This window comes from Granulicatella sp. HMSC30F09 (genome assembly GCF_001806915.1).
GTDB classification, from domain to species: domain Bacteria; phylum Bacillota; class Bacilli; order Lactobacillales; family Aerococcaceae; genus Granulicatella; species Granulicatella adiacens.
This window is the reverse complement of record NZ_KV786415.1, coordinates 19,057-42,829: the sequence shown is the minus strand read 5'-3', so window position 1 is coordinate 42,829 and position 23,773 is coordinate 19,057. Positions and strand designations below refer to the sequence as shown.

Annotated in this window: 24 protein-coding genes; 1 reads left to right on the top strand and 23 read right to left on the bottom strand. The window is 37.3% G+C overall.

Going from position 1 to position 23,773, the window contains the following annotated elements; genetic code table 11:
* Positions 1-41 precede the first annotated feature (41 nt).
* The 10 genes from HMPREF3103_RS02725 to HMPREF3103_RS02680 all read right to left on the bottom strand — a co-directional run bounded on the left by HMPREF3103_RS02725 (position 42) and on the right by HMPREF3103_RS02680 (position 8,442).
* Positions 42-446 (bottom strand): metal-dependent transcriptional regulator, encoded by a 405-nt coding sequence (locus HMPREF3103_RS02725; RefSeq protein WP_005605605.1) that lies wholly within the window; start codon positions 444-446, stop codon positions 42-44.
* A gap of 108 nt (positions 447-554) precedes the next feature.
* Positions 555-3,185, bottom strand: coding sequence for a bifunctional acetaldehyde-CoA/alcohol dehydrogenase (gene adhE / locus HMPREF3103_RS02720; RefSeq protein WP_070437128.1), 2,631 nt, complete (start codon positions 3,183-3,185; stop codon positions 555-557).
* A 263-nt stretch (positions 3,186-3,448) separates the two neighbouring features.
* Positions 3,449-3,724, bottom strand: coding sequence for a post-transcriptional regulator (locus HMPREF3103_RS02715; RefSeq protein WP_070437127.1), 276 nt, complete (start codon positions 3,722-3,724; stop codon positions 3,449-3,451).
* A gap of 3 nt (positions 3,725-3,727) precedes the next feature.
* Entirely contained in the window at positions 3,728-4,045 is a 318-nt protein-coding gene (gene yajC / locus HMPREF3103_RS02710; protein WP_005605610.1) for a preprotein translocase subunit YajC, read from the bottom strand.
* Between the two features lie 68 nt (positions 4,046-4,113).
* Positions 4,114-5,259 carry a tRNA guanosine(34) transglycosylase Tgt gene (gene tgt, locus HMPREF3103_RS02705; RefSeq protein WP_070437126.1) on the bottom strand — a complete coding sequence of 382 codons (1,146 nt, stop codon included), beginning with the start codon at positions 5,257-5,259 and terminating at the stop codon, positions 4,114-4,116.
* Positions 5,260-5,370: 111 nt separating this feature from the next.
* Positions 5,371-5,670 (bottom strand): HesB/YadR/YfhF family protein, encoded by a 300-nt coding sequence (locus HMPREF3103_RS02700; RefSeq protein ID WP_070437125.1) that lies wholly within the window; start codon positions 5,668-5,670, stop codon positions 5,371-5,373.
* Between the two features lie 70 nt (positions 5,671-5,740).
* Positions 5,741-6,157: a GNAT family N-acetyltransferase gene (locus HMPREF3103_RS02695; RefSeq protein ID WP_070437124.1), complete on the bottom strand. Its 417-nt coding sequence runs from the start codon at positions 6,155-6,157 to the stop codon at positions 5,741-5,743.
* Positions 6,158-6,268: 111 nt separating this feature from the next.
* Positions 6,269-6,880: a 30S ribosomal protein S4 gene (gene rpsD, locus HMPREF3103_RS02690; protein ID WP_005605618.1), complete on the bottom strand. Its 612-nt coding sequence runs from the start codon at positions 6,878-6,880 to the stop codon at positions 6,269-6,271.
* A 206-nt stretch (positions 6,881-7,086) separates the two neighbouring features.
* Entirely contained in the window at positions 7,087-7,830 is a 744-nt protein-coding gene (locus HMPREF3103_RS02685) for an acyl-[acyl-carrier-protein] thioesterase (RefSeq protein WP_246826945.1), read from the bottom strand.
* A 21-nt stretch (positions 7,831-7,851) separates the two neighbouring features.
* A complete protein-coding gene (locus HMPREF3103_RS02680) occupies positions 7,852-8,442 on the bottom strand; it encodes an immunity protein Imm33 domain-containing protein (RefSeq protein ID WP_246826944.1) in 591 nt (196 codons plus the stop codon).
* 116 nt (positions 8,443-8,558) lie between these two features.
* Between HMPREF3103_RS02680 and HMPREF3103_RS02675 the strand changes: the two genes are divergently transcribed.
* Positions 8,559-9,839, top strand: coding sequence for a hydroxymethylglutaryl-CoA reductase, degradative (locus HMPREF3103_RS02675; protein ID WP_005605624.1), 1,281 nt, complete (start codon positions 8,559-8,561; stop codon positions 9,837-9,839).
* Between the two features lie 48 nt (positions 9,840-9,887).
* On the opposite strand, the gene HMPREF3103_RS02670 is transcribed toward HMPREF3103_RS02675, so the two are convergent.
* From HMPREF3103_RS02670 to ybeY, 13 genes are all read right to left on the bottom strand, one after another.
* Entirely contained in the window at positions 9,888-10,415 is a 528-nt protein-coding gene (locus tag HMPREF3103_RS02670; RefSeq protein WP_049555465.1) for an adenine phosphoribosyltransferase, read from the bottom strand.
* A gap of 24 nt (positions 10,416-10,439) precedes the next feature.
* Positions 10,440-12,755, bottom strand: coding sequence for a single-stranded-DNA-specific exonuclease RecJ (gene recJ / locus HMPREF3103_RS02665; RefSeq protein ID WP_070437122.1), 2,316 nt, complete (start codon positions 12,753-12,755; stop codon positions 10,440-10,442).
* Between the two features lie 12 nt (positions 12,756-12,767).
* Entirely contained in the window at positions 12,768-13,565 is a 798-nt protein-coding gene (locus HMPREF3103_RS02660) for an SDR family NAD(P)-dependent oxidoreductase (RefSeq protein WP_070437121.1), read from the bottom strand.
* The gene (gene rnz, locus HMPREF3103_RS02655) at positions 13,552-14,496 is read right to left on the bottom strand and encodes a ribonuclease Z (RefSeq protein ID WP_070437120.1); all 945 of its coding nucleotides are present in this window, start codon (positions 14,494-14,496) and stop codon (positions 13,552-13,554) included. The genes HMPREF3103_RS02660 and rnz overlap by 14 nt, the downstream gene beginning before the upstream one ends.
* A gap of 1 nt (position 14,497) precedes the next feature.
* Positions 14,498-16,321: an acyltransferase family protein gene (locus HMPREF3103_RS02650; RefSeq protein WP_070437119.1), complete on the bottom strand. Its 1,824-nt coding sequence runs from the start codon at positions 16,319-16,321 to the stop codon at positions 14,498-14,500.
* Positions 16,322-16,333: 12 nt separating this feature from the next.
* A complete protein-coding gene (obgE, locus tag HMPREF3103_RS02645) occupies positions 16,334-17,641 on the bottom strand; it encodes a GTPase ObgE (RefSeq protein ID WP_039848793.1) in 1,308 nt (435 codons plus the stop codon).
* A 31-nt stretch (positions 17,642-17,672) separates the two neighbouring features.
* Entirely contained in the window at positions 17,673-19,742 is a 2,070-nt protein-coding gene (gene glyS, locus HMPREF3103_RS02640; protein WP_070437118.1) for a glycine--tRNA ligase subunit beta, read from the bottom strand.
* Between the two features lie 20 nt (positions 19,743-19,762).
* Positions 19,763-20,647 (bottom strand): glycine--tRNA ligase subunit alpha, encoded by an 885-nt coding sequence (gene glyQ, locus HMPREF3103_RS02635; RefSeq protein ID WP_070437117.1) that lies wholly within the window; start codon positions 20,645-20,647, stop codon positions 19,763-19,765.
* Between the two features lie 14 nt (positions 20,648-20,661).
* Complete coding sequence (locus HMPREF3103_RS02630) at positions 20,662-20,904, bottom strand: hypothetical protein (RefSeq protein WP_070437116.1); 243 nt, start codon at positions 20,902-20,904, stop codon at positions 20,662-20,664.
* 285 nt (positions 20,905-21,189) lie between these two features.
* The gene (gene recO, locus HMPREF3103_RS02625; RefSeq protein WP_070437115.1) at positions 21,190-21,972 is read right to left on the bottom strand and encodes a DNA repair protein RecO; all 783 of its coding nucleotides are present in this window, start codon (positions 21,970-21,972) and stop codon (positions 21,190-21,192) included.
* An 11-nt stretch (positions 21,973-21,983) separates the two neighbouring features.
* Positions 21,984-22,892, bottom strand: a complete 909-nt coding sequence (era, locus tag HMPREF3103_RS02620; protein ID WP_070437114.1) for a GTPase Era — start codon at positions 22,890-22,892, stop codon at positions 21,984-21,986.
* A gap of 9 nt (positions 22,893-22,901) precedes the next feature.
* The gene (locus tag HMPREF3103_RS02615) at positions 22,902-23,282 is read right to left on the bottom strand and encodes a diacylglycerol kinase family protein (protein WP_070437113.1); all 381 of its coding nucleotides are present in this window, start codon (positions 23,280-23,282) and stop codon (positions 22,902-22,904) included.
* Positions 23,272-23,760, bottom strand: coding sequence for an rRNA maturation RNase YbeY (gene ybeY, locus HMPREF3103_RS02610; RefSeq protein ID WP_039848795.1), 489 nt, complete (start codon positions 23,758-23,760; stop codon positions 23,272-23,274). The genes HMPREF3103_RS02615 and ybeY overlap by 11 nt, the downstream gene beginning before the upstream one ends.
* Positions 23,761-23,773: the final 13 nt, after the last annotated feature.

Here is a 23,773-nt window from a genome sequence, read left to right as displayed (position 1 = left end):
AAATAAAAAAACTGGTCAAAAAGACCAGTTTTATAACAATTTCATTCTGAATATGGAGGTATTTCTTCTCCATGAGGACAATGCGTTGGATTTCCTAAAAACTCCGCTAATCGTTCTGTCATTTCAACACTTGAAGCATGTTCAAGAATTTCTGCTTGATCATGAACAGACTCTCCACTAAATCCAAGAGAATTTACAAGAAAGACTTCCCAGATTTTATGCGAACGAATCAAACGTTCTGCAACTTTAATCCCTTTTTGAGTTAATTTTGCACCTTTATAACGAATGTATTCGACCGTACCATCATGTACTAGCTTGTTTAACATTTCTGTTGTGGAAGCTGCTGAAAGGTCCAACATTTGATTGATGGCTTTATTCGTTACAAATTCATCTTTACCACCTAATTTATAGATTGTTTTAATGTAATCTTCCTTATTTGGTGTCATAAGCCATCTCCTTTCATTTCCCTTTCAGTATAGCATATTTTGCGGTTGAAAAACAGAGCAAAGAAAGAGCCTTAGGAAACTCCTAAGACTCTTTAGATTTAAAATCAATTATTTGATACGACCTGGACGTTCTTTGTATCCAAAGTATGCATCCGCAAGAATTTCTTCCATATCAGCTACCATTGGTAAACGAGGGTTAGCAGGTGAGCATTGATCTTCATAAGCAAGCATTGCAATCTCATGGATTGTAGCTAACCATTCTTTGTGGTTAACACCTTGTGCTTTGAAGTTCATTTCGATACCTACAGCTTCCCCTAATTCGTATACAGCTTTAGCAAGTGCATCTACTGCTTCCTCAGGAGTTGAAGATGGTAATCCTAACATACGAGCGATGTCTTGGAATTTTTCATCTGCACGGTAGTAGTTGTATTTTGGCCATGTAGCTGCTTTAGCAGGACGAGTACCATTGTAACGGATTACGTATGGTAATAGGATTGCATTTGTACGTCCGTGAACAGTGTGGAAGAATCCACCAACCTTATGCGCCATTGAATGGCTCATTCCAAGGAACGCATTAGCAAATGCCATACCAGCCATTGTAGAAGCGTTATGCATTTTTTCGCGTGATACAAAGTCAGCATTTTTCACACTGCTTACTAAGTTTTCAAATACTAATTTGATTGCTTGTAGTGCCAATCCATCAGTATAGTCATTTGCAAGTGTTGAAGTGTACGCTTCAATTGCGTGAGTTAATACGTCCATACCAGTATCAGCTGTTACAAAGTCTGGAACTGTCATCACTAATGCAGGATCAACAATCGCAATTGTTGGTGTTAGTGAGTAGTCAGCTAATGGATATTTACGGTTGTTTGCTTTATCTGAAATTACCGCGAATGGTGTTACTTCAGAACCTGTACCAGAAGTTGTTGGGATACCAACGTATTTAGCACGTTCCCCTAATTCTGGGAATTTGAATGCACGTTTACGGATATCCATAAATTTTTGTACTAAGTCACGGAAGTCCACTTGTGGTTGTTCGTAGAACATCCACATTACTTTCGCAGCATCCATTACAGAACCACCACCAAGAGCGATGATTGTATCTGGCTCGAAGCTTTTCATGATTTCAGCACCACGGTTTACTGTTGTGATGTCTGGATCTGGTTCTACGTCTGAGAATACTTCATAAATTACTTTGTTTGGACGTAATTCTAATTGTTCAATAACACGTTGTAAGAATCCTAATTTAACCATTGCTTGGTCAGTAACGATCATTACACGGCTTACATTTTTCATTTTTTGTAAGTATTGAATTGAATCGCGTTCGAAATAGATTTTTGATGGAACTTTAAACCATTGCATGTTATTTCTACGTCTCCCTACTTTTTTGATATTTAATAGATTTACAACACTTACGTTATCCCCAACTGAATTACGTCCATAAGAACCGCAACCAAGTGTTAATGATGGGATAAATGCGTTATAAACATCCCCGATACCACCAAAAGTAGAAGGAGCATTCCAAATGACACGAATTGCACGAACAACGCGACCAAATTCTTTAGCTAATTCAGCATCTTCAGTATGAATTGCTGCTGAGTGTCCTAAACCATGGAATTCAACCATTTGACGTGCTTTTTCAACACCGTCTTCACGTGATTCTGATTTAAGTACTGCAATGACAGGAGAAAGTTTTTCACGAGTTAAAGGTTCTTTTTCGCCAACTTCTTTACATTCTGCAGCAAGAATGTTTGTTCCTTCTGGAACTGAGAAACCTGCTTGTTCAGCAATCCATGCAGCTGGTTTACCAACGATGTTCGCATTTAGTTTAGCACCAGCACAGTTTTTGCTGTTTGCTTTCACGCCGAAGCAGAATTCTTCTAACAATGCTTTTTCTTTTTTGTTTACGAAGTAAGTATGGTAGCTCTTTAATTCTTCAACAAAGTCATCGTAAATTTCTTTATCAATGATTGCTGCTTGTTCAGAAGCACACACCATACCATTATCGAATGATTTACTCATTACGATATCGTGAGCCGCTTGACGAATGTTAGCAGATTTTTCAACATAGGCTGGAACGTTACCTGCACCAACCCCTAGTGCTGGTTTTCCGCAAGAGTATGCAGCTTTAACCATCGCATTACCACCTGTTGCAAGGATAGTAGCAATTCCATCGTGGTTCATTAAAGCGTTTGTTGCTTCAATTGATGGATGTTCAATCCATTGGACACAGTTTTCAGGAGCTCCTGCTGCAACTGCTGCATCGCGAACGATTTGAGCCGCATGTGCTGAACTTTGTTGAGCTGATGGATGGAATGCAAACACGATTGGGTTACGTGTTTTTAATGCGATTAACGCTTTGAAAATTGCAGTTGAAGTTGGGTTTGTTGTAGGTGTAATCCCACAAATAACCCCTACAGGTTCAGCGATTAAAGTTAATCCAGTTACGTCATCATCTGAAATAACTCCAACTGTTTTGGTATGACGCATGTTATGTACTACATGTTCACAGGCAAATAAGTTTTTCGTAGCTTTATCTTCGAAAACCCCACGCCCTGTTTCTTCGATTGCATGTTGTGCTAATACGCCGTGTTGGTCTAACGCAGCTACTGATGCTTTAGCTACAATGTAGTCCACTTGTTCTTGATTTAACAAGCGAAATTCATCTAGAGCTTTTAATCCTTTCTCAACTAATAAGTTGATTTCTTGTTGTACTTGGTTGTTTTTTTCTTCACTCACTTGTGATTTCCCCCAGTGCTTGTTATTTTTATCACATTTATATCGTACACTATTTCACATTGTTTGTAAATAGTTTTCATAGAAAAATTTTTCTACTGAAAACATATTCATTTGTTTTCATCTCCCTTTCAATTTAATGTCCTAACCTATACTTTTATTCTATCTATAATTCCGAAAATATCAATACTATTTCTAAAACATTTTGCAAACCTTTACATATAATTATAAAAGAAAGAAGCTGACATTTTTGCCAGCTTCTCTCTTTAAAACAATTCACTAAGATTGATATCTTCTAATGTTATTTCTTTGTTTGTCTGTGCCTCTAGTGACTCAAAATCAAAATACTCATTAATACTTAACTGATTGATTTGAAATATTTGTTCAAAAAGATTTTCAGGAATTATTTTCTTCCATTTATAGTCCACAAAATAATGGGAAAGATCTTCCTTTGAAATGGTCTTATATCCAAGTTCATTAAATTCCATTACCTTATAATGGAACCATGTTTTATGTCTATCTTTTAAACTTTCCTTGTTCATAGACTACTCTTCTTCAGTTGCTACTTCTTCCGTACGAACTTCAATATTTGTTGGAGCTGCTGTAGGAATAACATGATGAATAGCGCGTTTTTCGAATACTAAAATAACGTCTTCACAGTTTAATTCAACCGTTTGATCTTCACTATTCACTTTTTCAATGACACCATGTAAACCTCCGATGGTAACAACGCTATCACCTGGTTTAATGGCATCCATTCTTTCCTGCATCTCTTTAACTCTTTGACGTTGTTTACGTCCAAAGAACCAGAATGCTCCACCCGCTACTACTACGTATAAAATTAATAATGTTGTTTGATCCATAATCTTTCCTCATTTCTTTAAATCTATAGTCTTACTTTAACAAAAATGACCGGATTTTTCTATAAGAATTAGAAATTTCTAGCATTTTCTTTGTTGAAGCCATATTCTTCAAAGAACGCTTCTCTAAACTCTAATAAGTTATCATCCATAATTGCTTGGCGTACTTGCTTCATTAAGTTTAATAAGAAGTACAAGTTATGATAACTGGTTAAGCGCAATCCGAATGTTTCATCTGTTTTAAATAAATGACGGATATACGAACGTGTATAGTTACGACATGTGTAACAATTACATTTCTCATCCAATGGACGGAAATCACGTTCGTATTTCGCATTTTTGACTACTAGACGTCCGCTACTAGTCATACATGTACCGTTACGCGCAATACGTGTTGGTAGTACACAGTCAAACATGTCTACTCCGCGAATAACACCATCGATTAATGAGTCGGGTGAACCTACTCCCATTAAATAGCGAGGTTTATTAGAAGGAATCAGTGGGGTTAAGTAATCCAACACTTCATTCATTTCTTGCTTTGTTTCGCCAACAGATAATCCACCAATAGAATACCCTGGGAAATCAAGAGAAATCATGTCTTTAGCATGAGCAATACGTAAATCTTTATACCCCGCTCCTTGTAAGATACCAAATAATGCTTGAGTATCCGGTGATTTATGAGCTTTTAATCCACGCTCTGCCCAACGAGTGGTACGAGCAATCGAATCTTTCACATAATCATGTGTATGATGAAAATCAGGGCATTCGTCGAAACTCATAATAATATCCGCGCCTAATTTGTTTTGAACATCAATTGATATTTCAGGCGATAAGAACAATTTAGATCCATTCAAATGATTTCTAAAATGAACCCCTTCTTCTTCAATTCGACGCATATCACTTAACGAAAATACTTGGAAACCACCTGAATCGGTTAGAATTCCTTTCTTCCAATTCATGAAGTTATGGAGTTTACCGGCTTCATCCACAATATCTGCACCTGGACGTAACCATAAGTGGTATGTGTTACTTAAAATGATATTAGCGCCCATTTCATCTAATTCCTCTGGAGACATTGATTTTACGGTAGCTAGGGTTCCAACCGGCATAAACATCGGTGTTGGAAAAGTACCATGAGGTGTAATGATTTCTCCAAGACGAGCGCCTGTATGTTTTTCTGTTTTAATCAATCTATATTTTACTGCAGGTTCTGTCATTACATAAATCCTTTCTTCATTTCATAACTATCTAACTGTACTCTACATAGGCAAAAATGTCCAATAAAAACGGGAGTCACGCACTCAATGACTCCCTTCTTTTTATCAACCTTAGTCAGCAATTTTTGTATAATTGTAGCTTGGCTCTTTCAACTTCTCATCAAAGCTTACTTCTAAATTATGCCCTTGGAAAAACCATTCATCCCCAGTTTCCACAAAATATGTAATGCCGTTTTCTACTATACTTACATAAGGATTACTTGGAGCATCTACTTCAACAGCTAAAGAGAAGCCTTCATGAATCGGGCTGCATCCGTATACCTTTCCTAAGAAACGAACACCACGTTCTTTAGATACACCCATCTCTTCTTCAAACCACGCTTGCGCTTTCTTATCGATTGTTAATTGCATTGTATCCACTCTTTCCTTTAATTTACTCTCTCATTCTAACATAAAATCATAAAAAGTCAGTAAAGTTTGCTCACTTATCTCCTCTATATATGAATGAAACGCAATTTAGAGAAGTTAAACTTGTGAATCCATTAGACTCATAAAAAGAAACTGTTTTCGTTGAATCATCAGTTGCTAGTTGAATTTGATACACATTCTTGTACTTTTCTAGAGTCTGTTGTAACAATTTTGTTCCGATTCCTTGATGTTGGTATTCAGGGTACACTAAAATATCTTGAATAAATAGAATAGACGCCCCGTCTCCAACCGCGCGCAATACACCAACAAGTTTTCCTTCTTCATTAAGCGCTGCTAATATATGAAGAGAATTTTTGTAAGCAACTTTAAGCATTTCTGGATTCTGTGTGTAATTTGTCCATCCTACCGCTTCATATAAAGGCAAAACATCTTCTAAAGTTAAAACTGCATTTTCAACATAACGGATCATATTCTTCCACCTCTTTATCTCCTAATCATTTAATGTACTTTCATATAAATTATAAATAAAAAAACCGGAATCCACAATAGTGAATTCCAGTTCTGAAATTGTCTAATAAGATTAGCCAAGTTTGTTATAGTATTCAACGACTAGTGATTCGTCAACTTCAGAAGTTAACTCGTCACGTAATGGTAGACGGTTTAATGAACCTTCTAATTTTTCTTCGTCGAAAGTAACGAACTCTGGACGACCATATAAAGCTTCTAAAGCTTCTTTAATGATTGTTAAGTTACGTGATTTTTCACGAACACCCACAACATCGCCAACTTGTACTTGGAATGAAGGGATATCTACGCGTTTACCGTTCACAGTGATGTGACCGTGGTTTACTAATTGACGTGCTTGACGACGAGTAGTTGCTAAACCTAAACGGTATACTACGTTATCTAAACGTTGTTCAAGAAGAACCATGAAGTTTTCACCATGTTTACCTTCTTTAATTTTGCCAGCTTTTTTGAATAAAGTAGCAAATTGACGTTCGTTCATACCATACATATGACGTAATTTTTGTTTTTCTTGTAATTGTTGACCATACTCAGATAATTTTTTACGGCTGTTTGGTCCGTGTTGACCTGGTGCGTATGGACGACGAGCGATTTCTTTTCCTGTTCCTGAAAGTGAAATGCCTAAACGACGAGATAACTTCCAGCTTGGTCCAGTGTAACGTGACATTGAACATTCCTCCAATAATTGTTTATTTTTTTGGAGTAAAATAATCGCGAAATCTTCGATTCGTGCAGTCACTACAAGGGTTCACCTTTGCAGCCGTGGTTACTACCTTACCCTAAAGGCTAGGACTGTTGACGAGCTTCTATATTTCTGCTGCATATTTTACACAAAAAGTATTGTACCCTATTTCCTATGAAAATACAAGGATTTTACTTCACTTCCCATTCAAGAGATAGGTGGCAACATTTTTGATTATCGGATTCCAATTGATGGAAAGTTCGAACTCCATTTTCACTTTCGCGTATTTCATAAAAACTCCTAACTGTAGCTTCGGGTAAAATTTCCTTATCATATTTTACAAGAACTGATTTTAAAGAATGAGTCTTAATAAATTCCATGCCAAGGCTATCCATCACCCAATCGAAATACTTTGCGTTATTCACATGGTGATTATAATCGATATCATTCAAGCGAACGCGGTACGTTTGAACATTTGCTTTCTCCAAGTCGATTTTTGGAACTCTTGGATTCCGACGATTATCCTTTTTATTCTCAATTGGATATTCGTTAAGCACTTCTTCATCTAGTGAGATGAGTTTTCGCTCTTCAATATTAATCATTGAGAAAGTGGTTAATGCGTCTACTAGTACTTCTTCTTCTAAAGACAAAATTGTATAACGACGGAACGTAAAGAACTTGTTATATCCAACAGGCTCCGTTTCGACAATAATTTCTTCTTCTAATTTAGGAAGACGATTAACCGTTAATTGGTTTTGAATCACAATCCATGAAAGACCTTTTTGATAAATCAAGTCAGGATGCGCAAGACCTCGTTCTTGTTTACGCGAAGCTAGCATCATAATCCCGACAACATGACTTAGAGATAACTCTCCTTTCCAATTACACTCATACGCCTTCACAACATGATTCATACGACAAATTGATTCTACCATAGTACATCCTTTCGTTATTGACTAGTTCCATACATCTTCGCTATCTGTATTCAATACTGAAACAATGTCATGCCCCTTGAATAAGATAATATAGTCGGTTGGTAAATGCATTACTTCATATAATTCTGGGTAATCTGGAAAGATTTCATACGCTTGATTTCCTTCTAGCGGTTGCGGATCCATCGTTTGGTCGATTGGAGCAATATACCAAGTTTCATCATCAAAACGGTGTGCATACCACTCATCCACTTCAAAAGTATGGTTAGCAATCACTAATGGTCCATCGAAACGAAATGGAATCAGACGGCCTAAAGTTTTCGTACGTTTTCCTGTTTGAATCGTTTTTCGAATAATGTCTAGGAAATAAGAGAAATCTTCCACCCATTCATCTAATAGTTTATGTTCGTAATTTTGAACGACCACTTGGAAATCTTCCCCTTTTGGAATCACTTTCACTTGCCCATAATGAATTGGAATTAAAGTGTCGACCTCGTCCCAATTCTCCTCAAAATATTCTTCTACGAAAGTAAGCATATCTTCTGCTTCCTTTTGATAGTCTTCATCCGCCACTAAAGTCAGACGTCGACCATTCACTTCACGAATAAATTCCATAAAATCTCTCCTTCCACGTTTACTAGTGTACCTCATTTTTAAAAATTTTACCTGTATCATACCCGCAAACTCTAAAAATTTGTTATACTGAATGAAAGCATGAAAGGAGCACATCAATGCAAAATAACCCTTTTTACAAGTTTTATCAAAAATCTCTTGACGAAAGAAAAGAAATATTATTCAATCATCCTACTTTGACTAGTAAAGCTAAAAAGCAACTAAACAAAGGTCTAGCGCTACCTGAATCCATCGCAAACCAAATGGTCGAAAACCAAATTGAAATATACGGCCTACCCTATGGAATTGTTCCTGAATTAATCGTAAACGGAAAAAGTTATATCGTTCCAATGGTAACGGAAGAGCCTTCTGTTATTGCTGCAGCGAGCTATGCTTCAAAACTACTTAATTTAGCTGGCGGGACAACGACTATTCAAGAAAAACGTGAAATGATTGGAGAAATTGCCATTGTAAACTCTCCTCTTACACTAGAAGAAGTAAAAGCCAAACTTGAGGAGCAAAAAGAATCATTATTTACAATTGCTAATAACGCGCACCCTTCCATTGTAAAGCGTGGCGGTGGAATTCGAGAAATATGGGTCGAAGAAAAATCTACTGAGAAAGAACAATTCTACATTTTCTACATTTCTTTGGATACAAAGGAAGCGATGGGAGCAAATATGCTAAATACCATCCTAGAAGCGCTCGTATCACCAATTGAAGCCTTGACTGAGGGCGAAAGCATTATGGCCATTCTATCAAACCTTGCAACAAACTCCGTTGTCACTGCTAAATGCGTGATCTCTCCAAGAATCTTGGATACGAGAACTACTAAAGGTGAAGATGTGATAGATCGAATCGTTTTAGCAAGTGAATTTTCTAAAGCGGACCCTTACCGTGCAACTACTCATAACAAAGGAATTATGAACGGTATTGACTCTGTTGTCATCGCTACTGGAAATGACTGGCGAGCAATCGAAGCTGGTGCTCACGCTTATGCAAGTTTAAGTGGACAATATCAACCACTGACAAATTGGACAAAAGATGAGGTAGGGAACTTAGTGGGGACTATCACTCTTCCTCTTCCTGTTGGAACGGTCGGAGGTTCAATTGCAATTCATCCAGGTGCACAATTTGCACACGAGTTACTCGGTCATCCAAGTGCTGTTGAACTAGCGGAAATCATCGCATCGATTGGTTTAGCGCAAAACCTTGCTGCTGTAAGAGCTCTTGTAACAGATGGCATTCAAAAAGGACATATGAGACTACAAGCGAAATCCTTAGGACTAGCAGTTGGAGCAACAGAAGATGAACTTCCGCTTCTTATGAATTTACTCGCTAAAGCACCTCACTTAAATCAAGAAACTGCAAAAGCTCTATTAGAAGAATTGAGAGAATAAAAAATAGACTTCCCTAGCTTAATGCTAAGGAAGTCTTCTTTATTTTCATTATCTTTCGTCTTCAGTATATTCCATTAACGTGAAGATGTCATATTCGCTAATTTTTTCGCGACCTTTTAAGTCTGTTAACTCTACTAAGAAAGCTAAACCAACTACTTCACCGCCAAGTTTTTCAACTAATTTTGCTGCGGCAGCCATTGTTCCACCTGTTGCTAATAAGTCATCACAGATAAGAACTTTTTGACCAGGTTTTACAGCATCTTTGTGTAAGTGTAATTCTGCTGATCCGTATTCTAAATCATATTCAACAGCTACTGTTTCACGAGGTAATTTTCCCTTTTTACGCGCTGGTGCAAATCCGATTCCTAATTCATACGCTACAGGACATCCAACGATAAATCCACGCGCTTCAGGACCAACAATCATATCAGCACCAATTTTACGTGCATAGTCAACAATTTGTTGAGTTGCGTATTGGTAAGCTTTTCCGTTTGCCATTAATGGAGAAATATCACGAAAAATAATACCCTCTTTAGGATAATTTGGAACGCTAGCAATATATTCTTTCAAGTTCATCAAGAACTCCTCCTTTTATTTATCCTATTGCGATTCAATCCAATTTTTCAATTCTTGAAACTGACTATAATTGAATTTTTTTTCAAGCAATAATTGTTCTTTTAACTTCTTTAATAAAACTGACTCTTCCAAGTCATTCGTTTTAGGATTTGTATGAATAAACAAATATCCGTTTTCTATTTTAACAAATTCTAACTCAAAAAACACTTTTAATATCACTCGGAATTGTTCAACGGGAATTTTCAGAAAATTTGCGACTGAGACTAATTTTTCATTGTAAGGAAGTTGTCCATGGGATTGGATATATTTATACACACTACCAAACTTGGACTTATCTGGAATTCCTGTGGTCACAACTGAGTTCTTCGTATACGCGATGATATATAGCTTTTGAGGAAATTCCATTTTAAAGAAAGTTTCCACTTCCTCCACTTTTTCAGGTAAATCAAATAACACGATCGCATTTGCGGTTGGAATCTCATTTGAGGAAACAAAAGATGAAAAATCCATCACGCTTGAATTACTTGGAATTCTTGTTTGTAGTTCTTTTAAATACACTTCATTTGAAGCTAAATAAAGGGCATTTTCAACATCAAGATGATTTTTAGTAATCTTCGAAGTCCGCCAGTCAATAACGATTCTACCTTTCACAGCGATATCTTTCACCATTAATTGAGGAAGGCGATTATTCTGCCATTCATTAATCTCTAATGTCCCAGCAATACTAATCTTCGTATCTGGTTGAAGAGAAGCTACCCATTCCCCTTTACTAAAAGCCATTGCTTGTAGCGTATATGTAGAATTATCTTCTTTCAAATGAAGCTTCAAATGTTTTTTATCCGCTCCTAGCAATTGAGTAGACGCCACTTGGATTCCATCTAGAGAAACAACTGGTTCTGGATTATCCGTACCAAATGGTTTCAGACTTGCTAATGACTCAATCCATTCAACCGTAATATCTTTTAATGGAAGAACTTCATCAATCGTTAACGTAGCCTTCGCATCTAATAAGTCTTGATGGTCTTTAGCATATTGTTCTAGCCCATCAATAATCGTTGGAAGCATAATTGTTTCAACTGTCAAACCAGCAGCCATATGATGTCCACCGAATTTTAGGAGATGATTTTTCACACTAGTTAACGCATCATAGAGATTGAACTCTCCAAATGAACGTCCACTACCTTTAGCAATTAATCCGTCATCACTAATGCCTAACACAAGAGTTGGTTTACCAGTCTGTTCAACAATTCGACTCGCTACAATTCCAAGTACGCCTTCATGCCAACCTGGTTGAGCTAACACAAGTATAGGTTGATTCATTTGTTCTTGAATAAGTGGGGTGGCCTCTTCGACAATTTGATTGACGATTGACTGACGTCTTTCATTCTCCGATTGCATGAAATCAACAATACTCTGTGCTTCTTCATCGTCAAATGTTGTCAACAACTGAACACCTGGAGTAGCATCTCCAAGGCGACCTAGCGCATTTAAGCGCGGTCCAATTTGGAAACCAATCGTCTTTTCATCTAAATTATCCATTTTAACTGATAGTTTTTCTAATAATGAAACAAGTCCAATTCGTTGCGTTTGTTTCATTTGAGCGATTCCTAGTTTAGCAATCGTTCTATTTTCATCTGTAAGACTGACTAAGTCCGCAATTGTTCCAATCGCTGCTAATTCTACCATTTCTTCTGGAAACTCTCCTAGAAGCGCGTGAGCAAGCTTAAAAGCCACACCAGCACCCGATAAATCTTTGCATGGATAATTAGCCTCTGGATGACGTGGATGGACAACTGCATAAGCTTCTGGAATTTCACTTGGAATTTCATGGTGGTCCGTTAAAATCACATCACAACCATTTTCCATCGCATAACGAATTGGTTCATGCGCTGCAATTCCACAGTCTACCGTAATAATGAGCGTATGGCCTTCTTGAATCACGCGCTCGAACGCTGGAATATTTGGACCATAACCATCTATAAAGCGATTTGGTAAATAGTACGATACTTGAGCTCCTAGCATTTCAAGCGTTTCGTAGAGAATCGTTGTACTCGTAATCCCGTCTGCATCGTAGTCGCCATAAATATGAATCAATTCTCCATTTTCAATAGCTTCTTGAATACGCCCTACCGCTTTATCCATATCGTGTAAAAGGAATGGATCGTGGATTAGATGTGGTGTTGGCGAAAGAAACTCTTGCATCTCTTCTACTGTTTGAATCCCACGCTCCACACATAAGCGGACGAGATTTTTGGATACCCCACTTTCACTCGAAAGAGATGTTACGAGTTCTTCATCCACATTCTCTTTTAACTTCCATGCATAATTTGCAAAACTCATCGTACACCTCCTCTACTTTTTATTGAAAATACTCCCTAATAGTTTGTCTCCTATTTTCGGGAATAACACATTTAATTTACTTGCAAAGTTCATTGCTTTTGGCAAATTCACTTCACGTTTTTCTTTTGCAATTCCTTTAACAACTTCTCCTGCTACCTTCGCTGGATCTAATACTACAGCGCCTAATTGCTCTAAGTATTTTCCAGTTGGCTCGGCTTTATCAAAGAAGTCTGTCGCAATCGGTCCAGGATTCACAGTCATCACATGAATACCATATGGTTTTAATTCTAAACGCAGTGCATTCGAATACCCTAACACTCCAAATTTGGTTGCTGAATACACGGATGATTTTACTGTTGCCGATTTTCCAGCTTGAGAAGCGATATTCACAATTACTCCGCTCTTATCTTCAATAAACCTAGGTACAAAATGCTGAGTGATTTTAATTAATGTATTCAAGTTTAACTGAAGCATTTGATTAATCTCAGATTCACTTAAGTCTTTAGCATATTTAAGGTAGCCAAGGCCAGCATTGTTGATGACCATCGTAATTTTGTATTTTTCATCAAGAGTTGATAATAAGTCTTGAACAGACGCATCATCGGTTAAATCACACGAATAAATATCGACAGGTTTAGACGTGTTCAATCTGCATTCCGAGGCTACTTGCTCTAGTTTAGCAGTGTTTCGAGCCACAAGTATGAGTTGTACATTTCTTTTAGCTAATTCCAACGCGATTTGTGCGCCAAGCCCACCGCTTGCCCCAGTGACAAGAGCCACTTGATTTGTAAACCATTTAGCGTCCTTCATAATGTTTAATCCTTTCAACAGTCACAATGTCGAAGTCTTTGACAACTTGAACATTATCAAAGATTGTTTTTGCTTCGTCTTCTAACTCTTGGGATTGTTTTCCAAGATAGCGAGCACTAATATGCGTTAACAATAGTCGTTTAACCTCAGCGTTTTTAGCCACTTCAGCTGCTTGAAGACTTGTTGAATGGAAATGACGATAAGCTTGTTGGCCTTTATCGCCTTCATACGTTGCCTCATGGACAAGTACATCCGAACGATATGCTAAGATTTCACTAGCTTCACATTTACGAGTATCCCCGCAAATGGTCACCACGCGTCCTTTAATATCTGGAGAAATATAATCTTGTCCATTCACGATTGTTCCGTCTTCTAGAGTAATGGTTTCCCCTTTTTTCAACTTACCAAAGAGTGGCCCAAAAGGAATTCCTAACTCTTTTAAACGATCTGCTTGCAGTTCGCCTGGTTGATCCTTTTCAGTCACACGGAAACCATATGAAGGAATCCCATGTTCGAGTCGCTTCATTTCTACTTTAAAATGTTTATCTTCGAAAAGAAGACCTTCTTTTTCAAATTCAACCACTTTTAAAGGATATCCCAATTTAGAACAAGAAGCCTGAATCGTTGTGTCGATAAAGTTCTTAATTCCTTTAGGACCAAAGAGGGTTAAATCATCTTCTCCCCCTTGGAAAGAACGACTAGTGAGTAGTCCAGGTAAGCCAAAGATATGATCTCCATGCATATGTGTAATGAAAATCTTCTTGATTTTCCCTGGACGAATATTAGTATTTAAAATTTGTTGCTGTGTAGCTTCTCCGCAATCGAATAACCACACTTCATTAATCTCATCGAGAAGCTTTAATGCAATTGAAGTGACGTTTCTCATTTTAGAAGGTACGCCAGCACCTGTTCCTAGAAATTGCAATTCCATTTTAATTTCCTCTCAATGTTTCATATATTTTTTTCGCAAAGAATAGCGCTTCTTCATGAGCACCTACTTCCGTTACATACGATTTGTGTGAATAGAACCAATCTTGGTCTTTGGAATACTCATTCCAGTCAAGAACATGGACATTCGAATACTTCTCACTTACAGAAGCGTACACGTTATTGACATCCTCTCTCCAGGTTTTAGACGTTGTTGTCGTAACAAGGAAGATTTGTTTTTCCATACCGATCCGTTTCAATTCACTTTCCAATTGTCCTTTTGTAAAAGCACTATTAGCACCAAACATTAATACAACGATGTCATTTAGTTGATTCTTCGATTTTAATTCGTTAATCGTTGAAGATAAGTCTGTTACTTGTGCAATCGTTGTTGCATGCATCACGGCATTAGGGTAAATGGTCGTGAGTTCATTGGCAATTGCAAGAAGGGATTGGTCTCCGATAAAGGTAATTGAACTATTACTACTAAAGACGGTTTCTTCACGAGTTAAACCAACCACGTTATTAATGGTTTTCAGTAATTTTTTATCCGTTTGTTGTGTATTATCCACAATTGTTTGGTTTGTATGGATTAATTCTGTAAGAGTGGCCTCTTGTTCAGACAGTTTACTTGTAGACTGTACTAAACCAACTGCTAAAATGATGAGTGGCACTACACAGATTCCAAAGAAAATTTGTTTTCCAAAAGCTGTTTTTTCATTCAACAGCCCCATTATTTTACGGGCCATTTGAAGATAACGTCTTTTCTCAAACACTTGATACCAAACTTCTCCAAAGAAGAGAATCAGTACTAATTGGATGATGCCGTGAATTAAACTACTTGAACCAATAATGCCCATTTTTGCTTGGTATAAGACAATAATCGGTAAGAACCATAAATAATACGATAAACTCCTACGACCAATCACTGTTAATGGTTTGAAACGGAATAAAATCCCTGTTCCTACTTTTGGATGCAAGCTCATCAAAATCACAGCTGCAACTGTTAAATCAAAAAGCAACATTCCACCACGATAAGTAATATCTTCGTTACGTCCGAGCGTAAATAATAAAATGAACATTAACACAATTGGGATTAAGCGTAAATATTGCTCATACGGCAACCTAGATTTATGTTCCTTTTGGAAACGATTTAAAGGATATAACAATGCCGTACATGAACCAATAAGCATTGAAAACAATCGGGTCCAAGTGCTCATCGTGACATACGTTAATGAGTCTGCTCCCTTATAACTAAAGAGCATTAATCCAAATGAAGCTGTAGCTAACACAACGATAGCCACAAACAATGTATTATGCTTCTTAACGAATAAACTTAAGAATGCAAACACAATCGGCCACAATAAGTAAAATTGAAAGGCCAATGAGATATACCATAAGTGTTCAAATGGATTTTCCGTTAATAAGTTTGGAATAAACGTTTGAGCTCTAAGAATCTGCCACCAGTTATTTAAAAACACTAAACTGGAAGTAAATGATCCTCTTAAGTTCACCAACATCTCATTTTGAAACAATGTAATATAAATGAACACTAGAACAAGCATTGCAATTAAAGGCAGTGCAATACGCGCTAATCGTTTTAGTAAAAACTGCTTCAAAGGAATCTTTCCATCGTTCATCAAACTTGTCATTAAGCGGTTTGTCATAAAGTATCCCGCTAAAATGAGGAAGATGTCCAATCCAAGAAATCCACCCGGTAAGCGATAAGAATACAAGTGATAAATAATAATACTAAGAATTCCTATCGCTCTTAGGCCGTCAAAGGAAGATACGTAAAAACGTTTTTCCATCTCACTTCTATCAATCATATTCAAAACTCCTTAATCAACGAACTCGAATGAGAAGTTTAGAATGCGTACTAAATCGCCATTTTCAGCGCCTTTTTCACGTAAAGTGCTATCTACACCCATTCCACGTAATTGACGTGAGAATCGCATAACAGACTCATCATGTTCCATATTAGTCATTTTGAATAGTTTTTCAATCTTGTCACCATAGAGTACCCAAGTTCCATCTGGATCTCTTGTAACTTTGAATGGTGCTTCCTCTTCTTCCAATCCATAAACGATATGTGTTTCCACTACTTCTTCGTTTAATGGGAAGAATTCTGTTTCTTCTAACACTTCAGCAGTTCTAGCAAGCAATGCTTGAAGGCCTTCACGACGATAGGCAGAAATTGGGAAAATCTCTGGCATTTCTTCGCCTTCAGCCAAGCTATCCGCTAAATCTTTCTTGAACTTCTCTAAGTTTTCTTCCGCTTGTGGTTGGTCCATTTTGTTAGCTACGATTAGCATTGGACGTTCCAATAAGCGTAGGTGATAACTTCCTAATTCCTCTTGAATAATCTTGTAATCTTCAAAAGGATCACGGCCTTCCATTGCGGCCATATCGATCACATGAAGTAATACTTTTGTACGTTCGATATGTTTTAAGAAATGAATTCCAAGCCCTACACCTGTATGAGCTCCTTCAATTAATCCAGGTAAGTCTGCAACAACGAATTGCTCGCCATTTGGAGACTGCGCCATTCCTAATTGAGGATTCAATGTTGTAAAGTGATAGTCCGCAATTTTTGGTTTTGCGCTTGAAATAACGGATAGTAAAGTGGACTTCCCTACAGATGGGAATCCAACTAACCCAACATCTGCTAAAACTTTTAATTCTAAATCGAGTTCAAACTCTTCCCCAGGTTCACCATTCTCCGCAATATCTGGAGCAGGGTTTTTATGCGTTGCAAAACGGATATTTCCTCGACCACCACGGCCTCCTTTAGCAACTACTACTTCTTGCCCATCTTCTACTAAGTCAGCAATCAACGCTTTTGTTTCAGCATTTCTAACGATTGTTCCTGGTGGAACTTTAACGATTAAGTCTTCTGCTCCACGGCCATACATACTCTTACTCATGCCGTTTTCACCAGGTTTTGCTTTGAAATGACGTTTGTGACGGAAATCTAATAAGGTTCTAAGTCCTGAATCGACTTTAAAAATGACACTTCCGCCTTTACCGCCGTCTCCACCAGCTGGGCCTCCGTCTGGTACGTATTTTTCACGACGAAACGCAACCATTCCGTCTCCACCTTTTCCGGCTTTGACTTGAATCGTGGCACGATCATAAAATACTGCCATTTCATTCACTCTCCTTTCTGTATGAGGGGTCTTATTTAACAATTAATGATGTGAAATCTGCTAAATCTAAAATGATTTCAGATAGCAATCCTAAGAATCTTAGACGGTTACGACGAGTCGCTTCATCGTCCACCATTACCATATTTTCATTGAAGAAATCATTGATTTTTGGTGCCATTGCTTCTAAATGACTGTACAACTCTTCTGGAGTTAATGAACCTACTTTTGCATTCAATTCTTGAATAGCTTTTACTAAGTTACGTTCACTTTCTGTTTCAAGACGATCTTCTAAAATTTCGCCACTCGCATCATCTTGAGCTTTCGCACTAATATTGATAACACGGTTTAATGCCTCTGTAATTCCTTTAAATTCTTCTGATTCAGAAACAGCTGAAAGAACTTTTGCTGATTTTAATTGTTCAGGAACTGATGAAGTATGACTGTTTACAATCGCATCGATAATATCATGACGTTTTGTAATTGTTGCAATACGTTGTGCCACACGTTCACGAATAAAGCTTAAGATAAACTCTTCAACTTCTTCCTCTTTACCTGATAGGAATTCAGCATAGTCAAGACCTAACAATAGTTTTGTAAAGTCTTCAATTTCAATGTTCCAGTCAAAGGCTGCAAGAATTTGTACTAGCCCCATTACTTGACGACGAAGCGCATATGGGTCATTTGATCCTGTTGGAAGCATTCCAGCAGCTGTAAAGCTTAAGAAGGTATCCAATTTATCAGCAACTGCAAGTAAAGCGCCTGGTACTGAAGAAGGCAATTCACCATCTGCACTTGTTGGCATATAGTGTTCACGGATTGCCTGTGCTACTTCAGGAGTTTCTCCTTGTTTTAAGGCATAAATTTCACCCATGATTCCTTGTAATTCAGGGAATTCACCAACCATGTTCGTTACTAAGTCGAATTTGTAAATAGAAGCAGCACGTTGCGCTGTGACAACGACATCACTTGGTAAGTTCAATTCTTTTGCAAGACGTCCCACAAGTAATTGCACACGATCCATCTTCTCTGTCATAGAACCAATCTTGGCATGGAAGTTTAATGTTTCTAATTTCTTCAAGAAAGTTGTCATCGGAATCTTTAAGTCTTCTTCATAGAAGAATAAAGCATCTTCAAGACGCGCTGTTAATACTTTTTGATTTCCTTTTGCGACATTTTCAATCATGTAATCATTACCGTTACGTACTGAAACAAAGAATGGTAATAATTGTTTTTCTTGGTTATACACAACGAAATAGCGTTGGTGTTCTTTCATTGATGTGACTAATACTAGTTCTGGAACAACTAAGTATTTTTCATCAAAAGTACCCGCAAATGCTGTTGGGTATTCTAAGATTGAGCTTACTTCTTCTAATAAGTCTTCATCGATTGGAATAATCCAGTTGTTCTTAGCAGCTAATTCTTCAATTTGCTTGCGAACTAATGCTTTACGTTCATCTTGGTTCACGATAACGAATTGTTCAGCCAATGCTTTTTCATAGCTTTCTGGTTTTTCAATCGTTGCTTCTTTTCCAAGGAATCGATGTCCTCTTGAAACGCGTCCAGCTTTTACGTCTAATACGCCGATTTCTTCGATCACTTCATTGCCGTATAAAGCAACAATCCAGTGAATTGGACGTAAATATTCAAATGTATGAGCTGCCCAACGCATGGTCACTGGGAATTTCATATCTGTAATCACAGAAGATAAGTTTTTAACCACTTCTTTTGTTGATTTACCAGCGATATGTTGTTTTACATGAATGTATTCAACACCATTCACTTCTTCCACATAAATGTCATCTGTTGTTAAACCTTTACCACGAACAAATCCTTCAGCCGCTTTTGTCCATGCTCCATCTTTTTGAGCGATTGCAAGTGATGGTCCTTTGAAAATTTCTTCGCGGTCAGCTTGTTCTTCGACTAAGCCATTTACACGAACCGCTAATCTTCTAGGTGTTGCAAATGCTTCTACGGATTCAAATTCTAAGTTTTCATCTTTGAAGAAGTCTTCTACACGTTTTGCTAATTGTTCTGAACTTGAACGAACATATTGAGCAGGTAATTCTTCTAAACCGATTTCTAATAATAATGATTGTGTCATTCTTTCTCCTCCAAACTCTCTTATTTCTCTTTCAATAATGGGAATCCCAATGCTTCACGTTCAGCCACGAATGTTTTCGCGATGGTACGAGCCATCTTACGAATACGGCCAAGGAATCCAGCACGGTCAGTTGCAGAAATAATTCCGCGAGCATCCATTAAGTTAAATGCATGAGAGCATTTCAATACATAATCATATGCTGGGTGCACTAAACCTTTTTCCATTAATACAGTGGCTTCTTTTTCAAAGTCTGTAAATAATTGCATTAATAATTCTGCATTGCTTTCTTCAAAAGCGTATTTAGAATGTTCATATTCTGGTTGAGTGAAGATATCCCCATATTTAACATCTCCAGTCCATACTAAATCATATACACTCTCTACTTCTTGAATGTATGAAGCAAGACGTTCTAAACCATACGTGATTTCACTCGTTACTGGATAACACTCTAATCCACCAACTTGTTGGAAGTATGTAAATTGAGTGACCTCCATTCCGTCAAGCCATACTTCCCATCCTAAACCAGCACAGCCAAGAGATGGGTTTTCCCAGTTATCTTCTACGAAACGAATATCGTGTTCTAATGGGTTAATTCCTAGAGCTTCTAAACTTCCTAAATATAATTCTTGAATATTTTCAGGAGATGGTTTCATCACCACTTGGAATTGGTGGTGTTGGAATAAACGGTTTGGGTTTTCCCCGTAACGTCCATCTGCCGGACGACGAGAAGGTTCCACGTACGCGGCATTCCAAGGTTCTGGTCCAATCGCGCGAAGGAATGTATAAGGACTCATTGTCCCTGCCCCTTTTTCAGTATCGTATGCTTGAAGAAGCAAGCACCCTTGGTTAGACCAATAATTTTGTAATGTTAAAATAATTTCTTGAACACTTAATTTTTTTGCCATAATTGTTCCCCTTTCTATTGTGCATTCACAACTGGATAGAATTCATAAATCACACCAGGAATCACTTCACATTTAACTTCTTTAATCGCTTCATTTTTTGTTTTAAAACCGTACATTGAATGGTTAACACTTGTTTGGAATTGCTCCAACACTTCATCTTCATGACCGATTACACTCACTTTAATCGGCGCTAAAGACACCACCTTCAATTGAAAATCTCTGAATTCTGAAGCTGGGATGACCATTGTAAAATCCATACTATTTCCTCCTTTGACTAAATAAAAAAGTCCCTATGTACACAAAAAGCATACATAGGGACGACTAATCGCGGTTCCACCCTAATTTCTTGGTTTAAAACCAAGCTTCATTGTTGATAGACTCAAGTGCGCCATTTTTAATGAACCATGATATGGATTCCACCAGCCCATACTCTCTTTGACATTTTATCATTAAAAATCTCACTGTCAACGTCCTATTAATCTTTCACTATAGTACCGATAATTGCTTAAAAAGTCAAGTAAAGACAGCGTTTTGCGCTACTCTTAATCTTGTTCTCTTTTCTGCATTAACGTTTCCCACTCGACCATCTGATCTAAGAATTTTTTGCTCTTCAATCGAATGCCCACATACTCATCCATAATGGTGTCAAACAACCGTCTTAACTCACTTGTAGTCTCACTCGATAACTGAATAGACCCTATTTGTTTTGGAGAAGATACAAGCGCTAACTGCCTTGCGACATACAATGCCTTTCTAGAAAGCTGCATGCGATACTCGTCTTCGTCTAAGTGATTCTTGCACAGGCATCCATGCTTCTGAATTGAAAAATCGACTAAGTCTGTATCTCTATTACAAATGACGCAATGTTGCCATTCCACCTCGACTCCATAGTAACGTAGAATCTTGATTTCAAAGAAACGCAAAATTACTTCTGCATCGACTCCATTATTAATGGCTTCAATAGCGTCCCAAAGCAGTTGGAACACTGTCTTATTCACAATATGGTCATCCATCACCGCATCTGTTAATTGTGTTAAATACGCTAAAACCGCTTGAGCTTTTACATCATTTAACACAATCGTTGCAGGCTTAATATCGTGACTATCCTTTAGGAAACTAAACCCATTTTGATGAATATGCCCAAGAAAAGTCGCTCTTGTAAACACCTGTGTTGCAGCCGTTAATGGATGATTGCTTTGTTGTGCATTTCGTAAAAAGAACATCAACTTTCCGTGGTCTCTCGTCAAAATTTTTACGAGCATATCTTTTTCTCGGTACGTCTGTCTCATTATGACAATTCCATCAAAATAGTGGTAATAATCCATTTGATTTCATCCTAATCTCTATAATCTGTCTCTTTATATCCGTATTCTTGTAGATTACTTTTACGTTTACGCCAATCTTTTTCGACTTTTACCCACAATTCAAGATAAACCTTATTTCCGAGTAATTGTTGAATATCTCGTCTAGCTCTCGTCCCAATTTCTTTCAAGAGACGTCCACCTTTACCGATAATAATACCTTTTTGTGATTTTCGCTCCACGATAATATTTGCATAGACATGAACCTTATCAAATTCATCTTTTTGCATTTTATCCACTGTTACAGCCACTGAGTGAGGGATTTCTTCCTGTGTTAACTGTAAAATTTTCTCACGAATTAATTCTGAAACCACAAAGTATTCAGGGTGATCGGTTATTTGGTCTGCTGGATAATATTGTGGACCTTCAGGAAGAGCTGCTATAAGGGCTTCCATTAATTCGTTCACATTATTTCCTTGTAATACTGAAATTGGGAATACTCCCGCAAAATCAAGTGCATCTTTATAACTTTCAACACGCTCTAATAACACTTCTGGTGTAACAAGGTCAATCTTATTTAACACTAAAAAAATCGGTGTCTTAATTCCTTTTAGCTTTTCAATAATGAAGTCGTCTCCTGGCCCACGTTTTTCACTGACATTGACCATAAATAAGACTGCATCCACTTCTTTTAAAGCAGAATAGGCACTCTTCACCATGAATTCACCAAGCTCATGTTTTGGTTTATGAATTCCAGGCGTATCTAAAAAGACAATTTGAGCGTTATCTTTAGTATAGACTCCTTGAATTTTATTTCTTGTGGTTTGTGCTTTATCAGACATAATGGCAATCTTCTGACCTAACACATAGTTCATAAATGTTGATTTGCCGACGTTAGGTCGCCCCACAATCGCTACAAATCCTGATTTAAATGATTTTGTCATACTCTCTCCTTAAAAATGAATCCATTTTGGCAAAATTATAATCATCGCAATAACGACTGTAAAACCTGCGCTTAACAATACTCCACCTGCTGCAATATCTTTTGCCTTTTTAGCTTCAATATGATATTCCTTTTTCACTAATAAATCTACCAAATTTTCAACAACTGTGTTTAATATCTCCGTGACTAATACTAAAAATATACAAAGTAATATAAAACACCATTCGAGTGCAGTTAGTCCAGAAATGAAACTTATCAATATGGCCAACGCTGCCATGGACAAATGAGCTTTCATATTCCGTTCTTCATGAATAACTGTTTTGATTCCGTGTAGTGCATGTTTCATTGAAGTCAAAAAGGTTGAATTTTTTCCCGTTTGTCTATCCGTCATTTCTAGTTAACCCATAAGCTTCTAAGATTTCTTGTTGCAATCCTGTCATTTCAGCTTCCTCTTCTTCAGTTTGATGGTCATAGCCATTTAAATGTAAAAATCCGTGAAGTGCTAAAAATCCAAGTTCTCTTTCAAGCGAATGACCATAATCTTCTGCTTGTTCTTTTGCTCGGTCTAAAGAGATGACAATATCTCCAATTGAAGTCACGAAACTATCATCTTCCTCCATAATTGACTGCATGCTTGCCAAATCATCATCGTCATCATCCAATGCAAAACTGATAACATCCGTTACTTTATCGATATTTCTAAAATCACGATTGATTTCTCGAATCCGTTCACTAGATACGAAAGAAATACTACATTCTTTTGTTTGAGGTATTTTTAGAAAATCTGCTGCAAAAGATACCACCTTATGAACCAGTTCTTGATGACTTTCTGGAACTACTTCTGTTTCATCAATAATTTCAATAATCATTTTAAAATCTCCT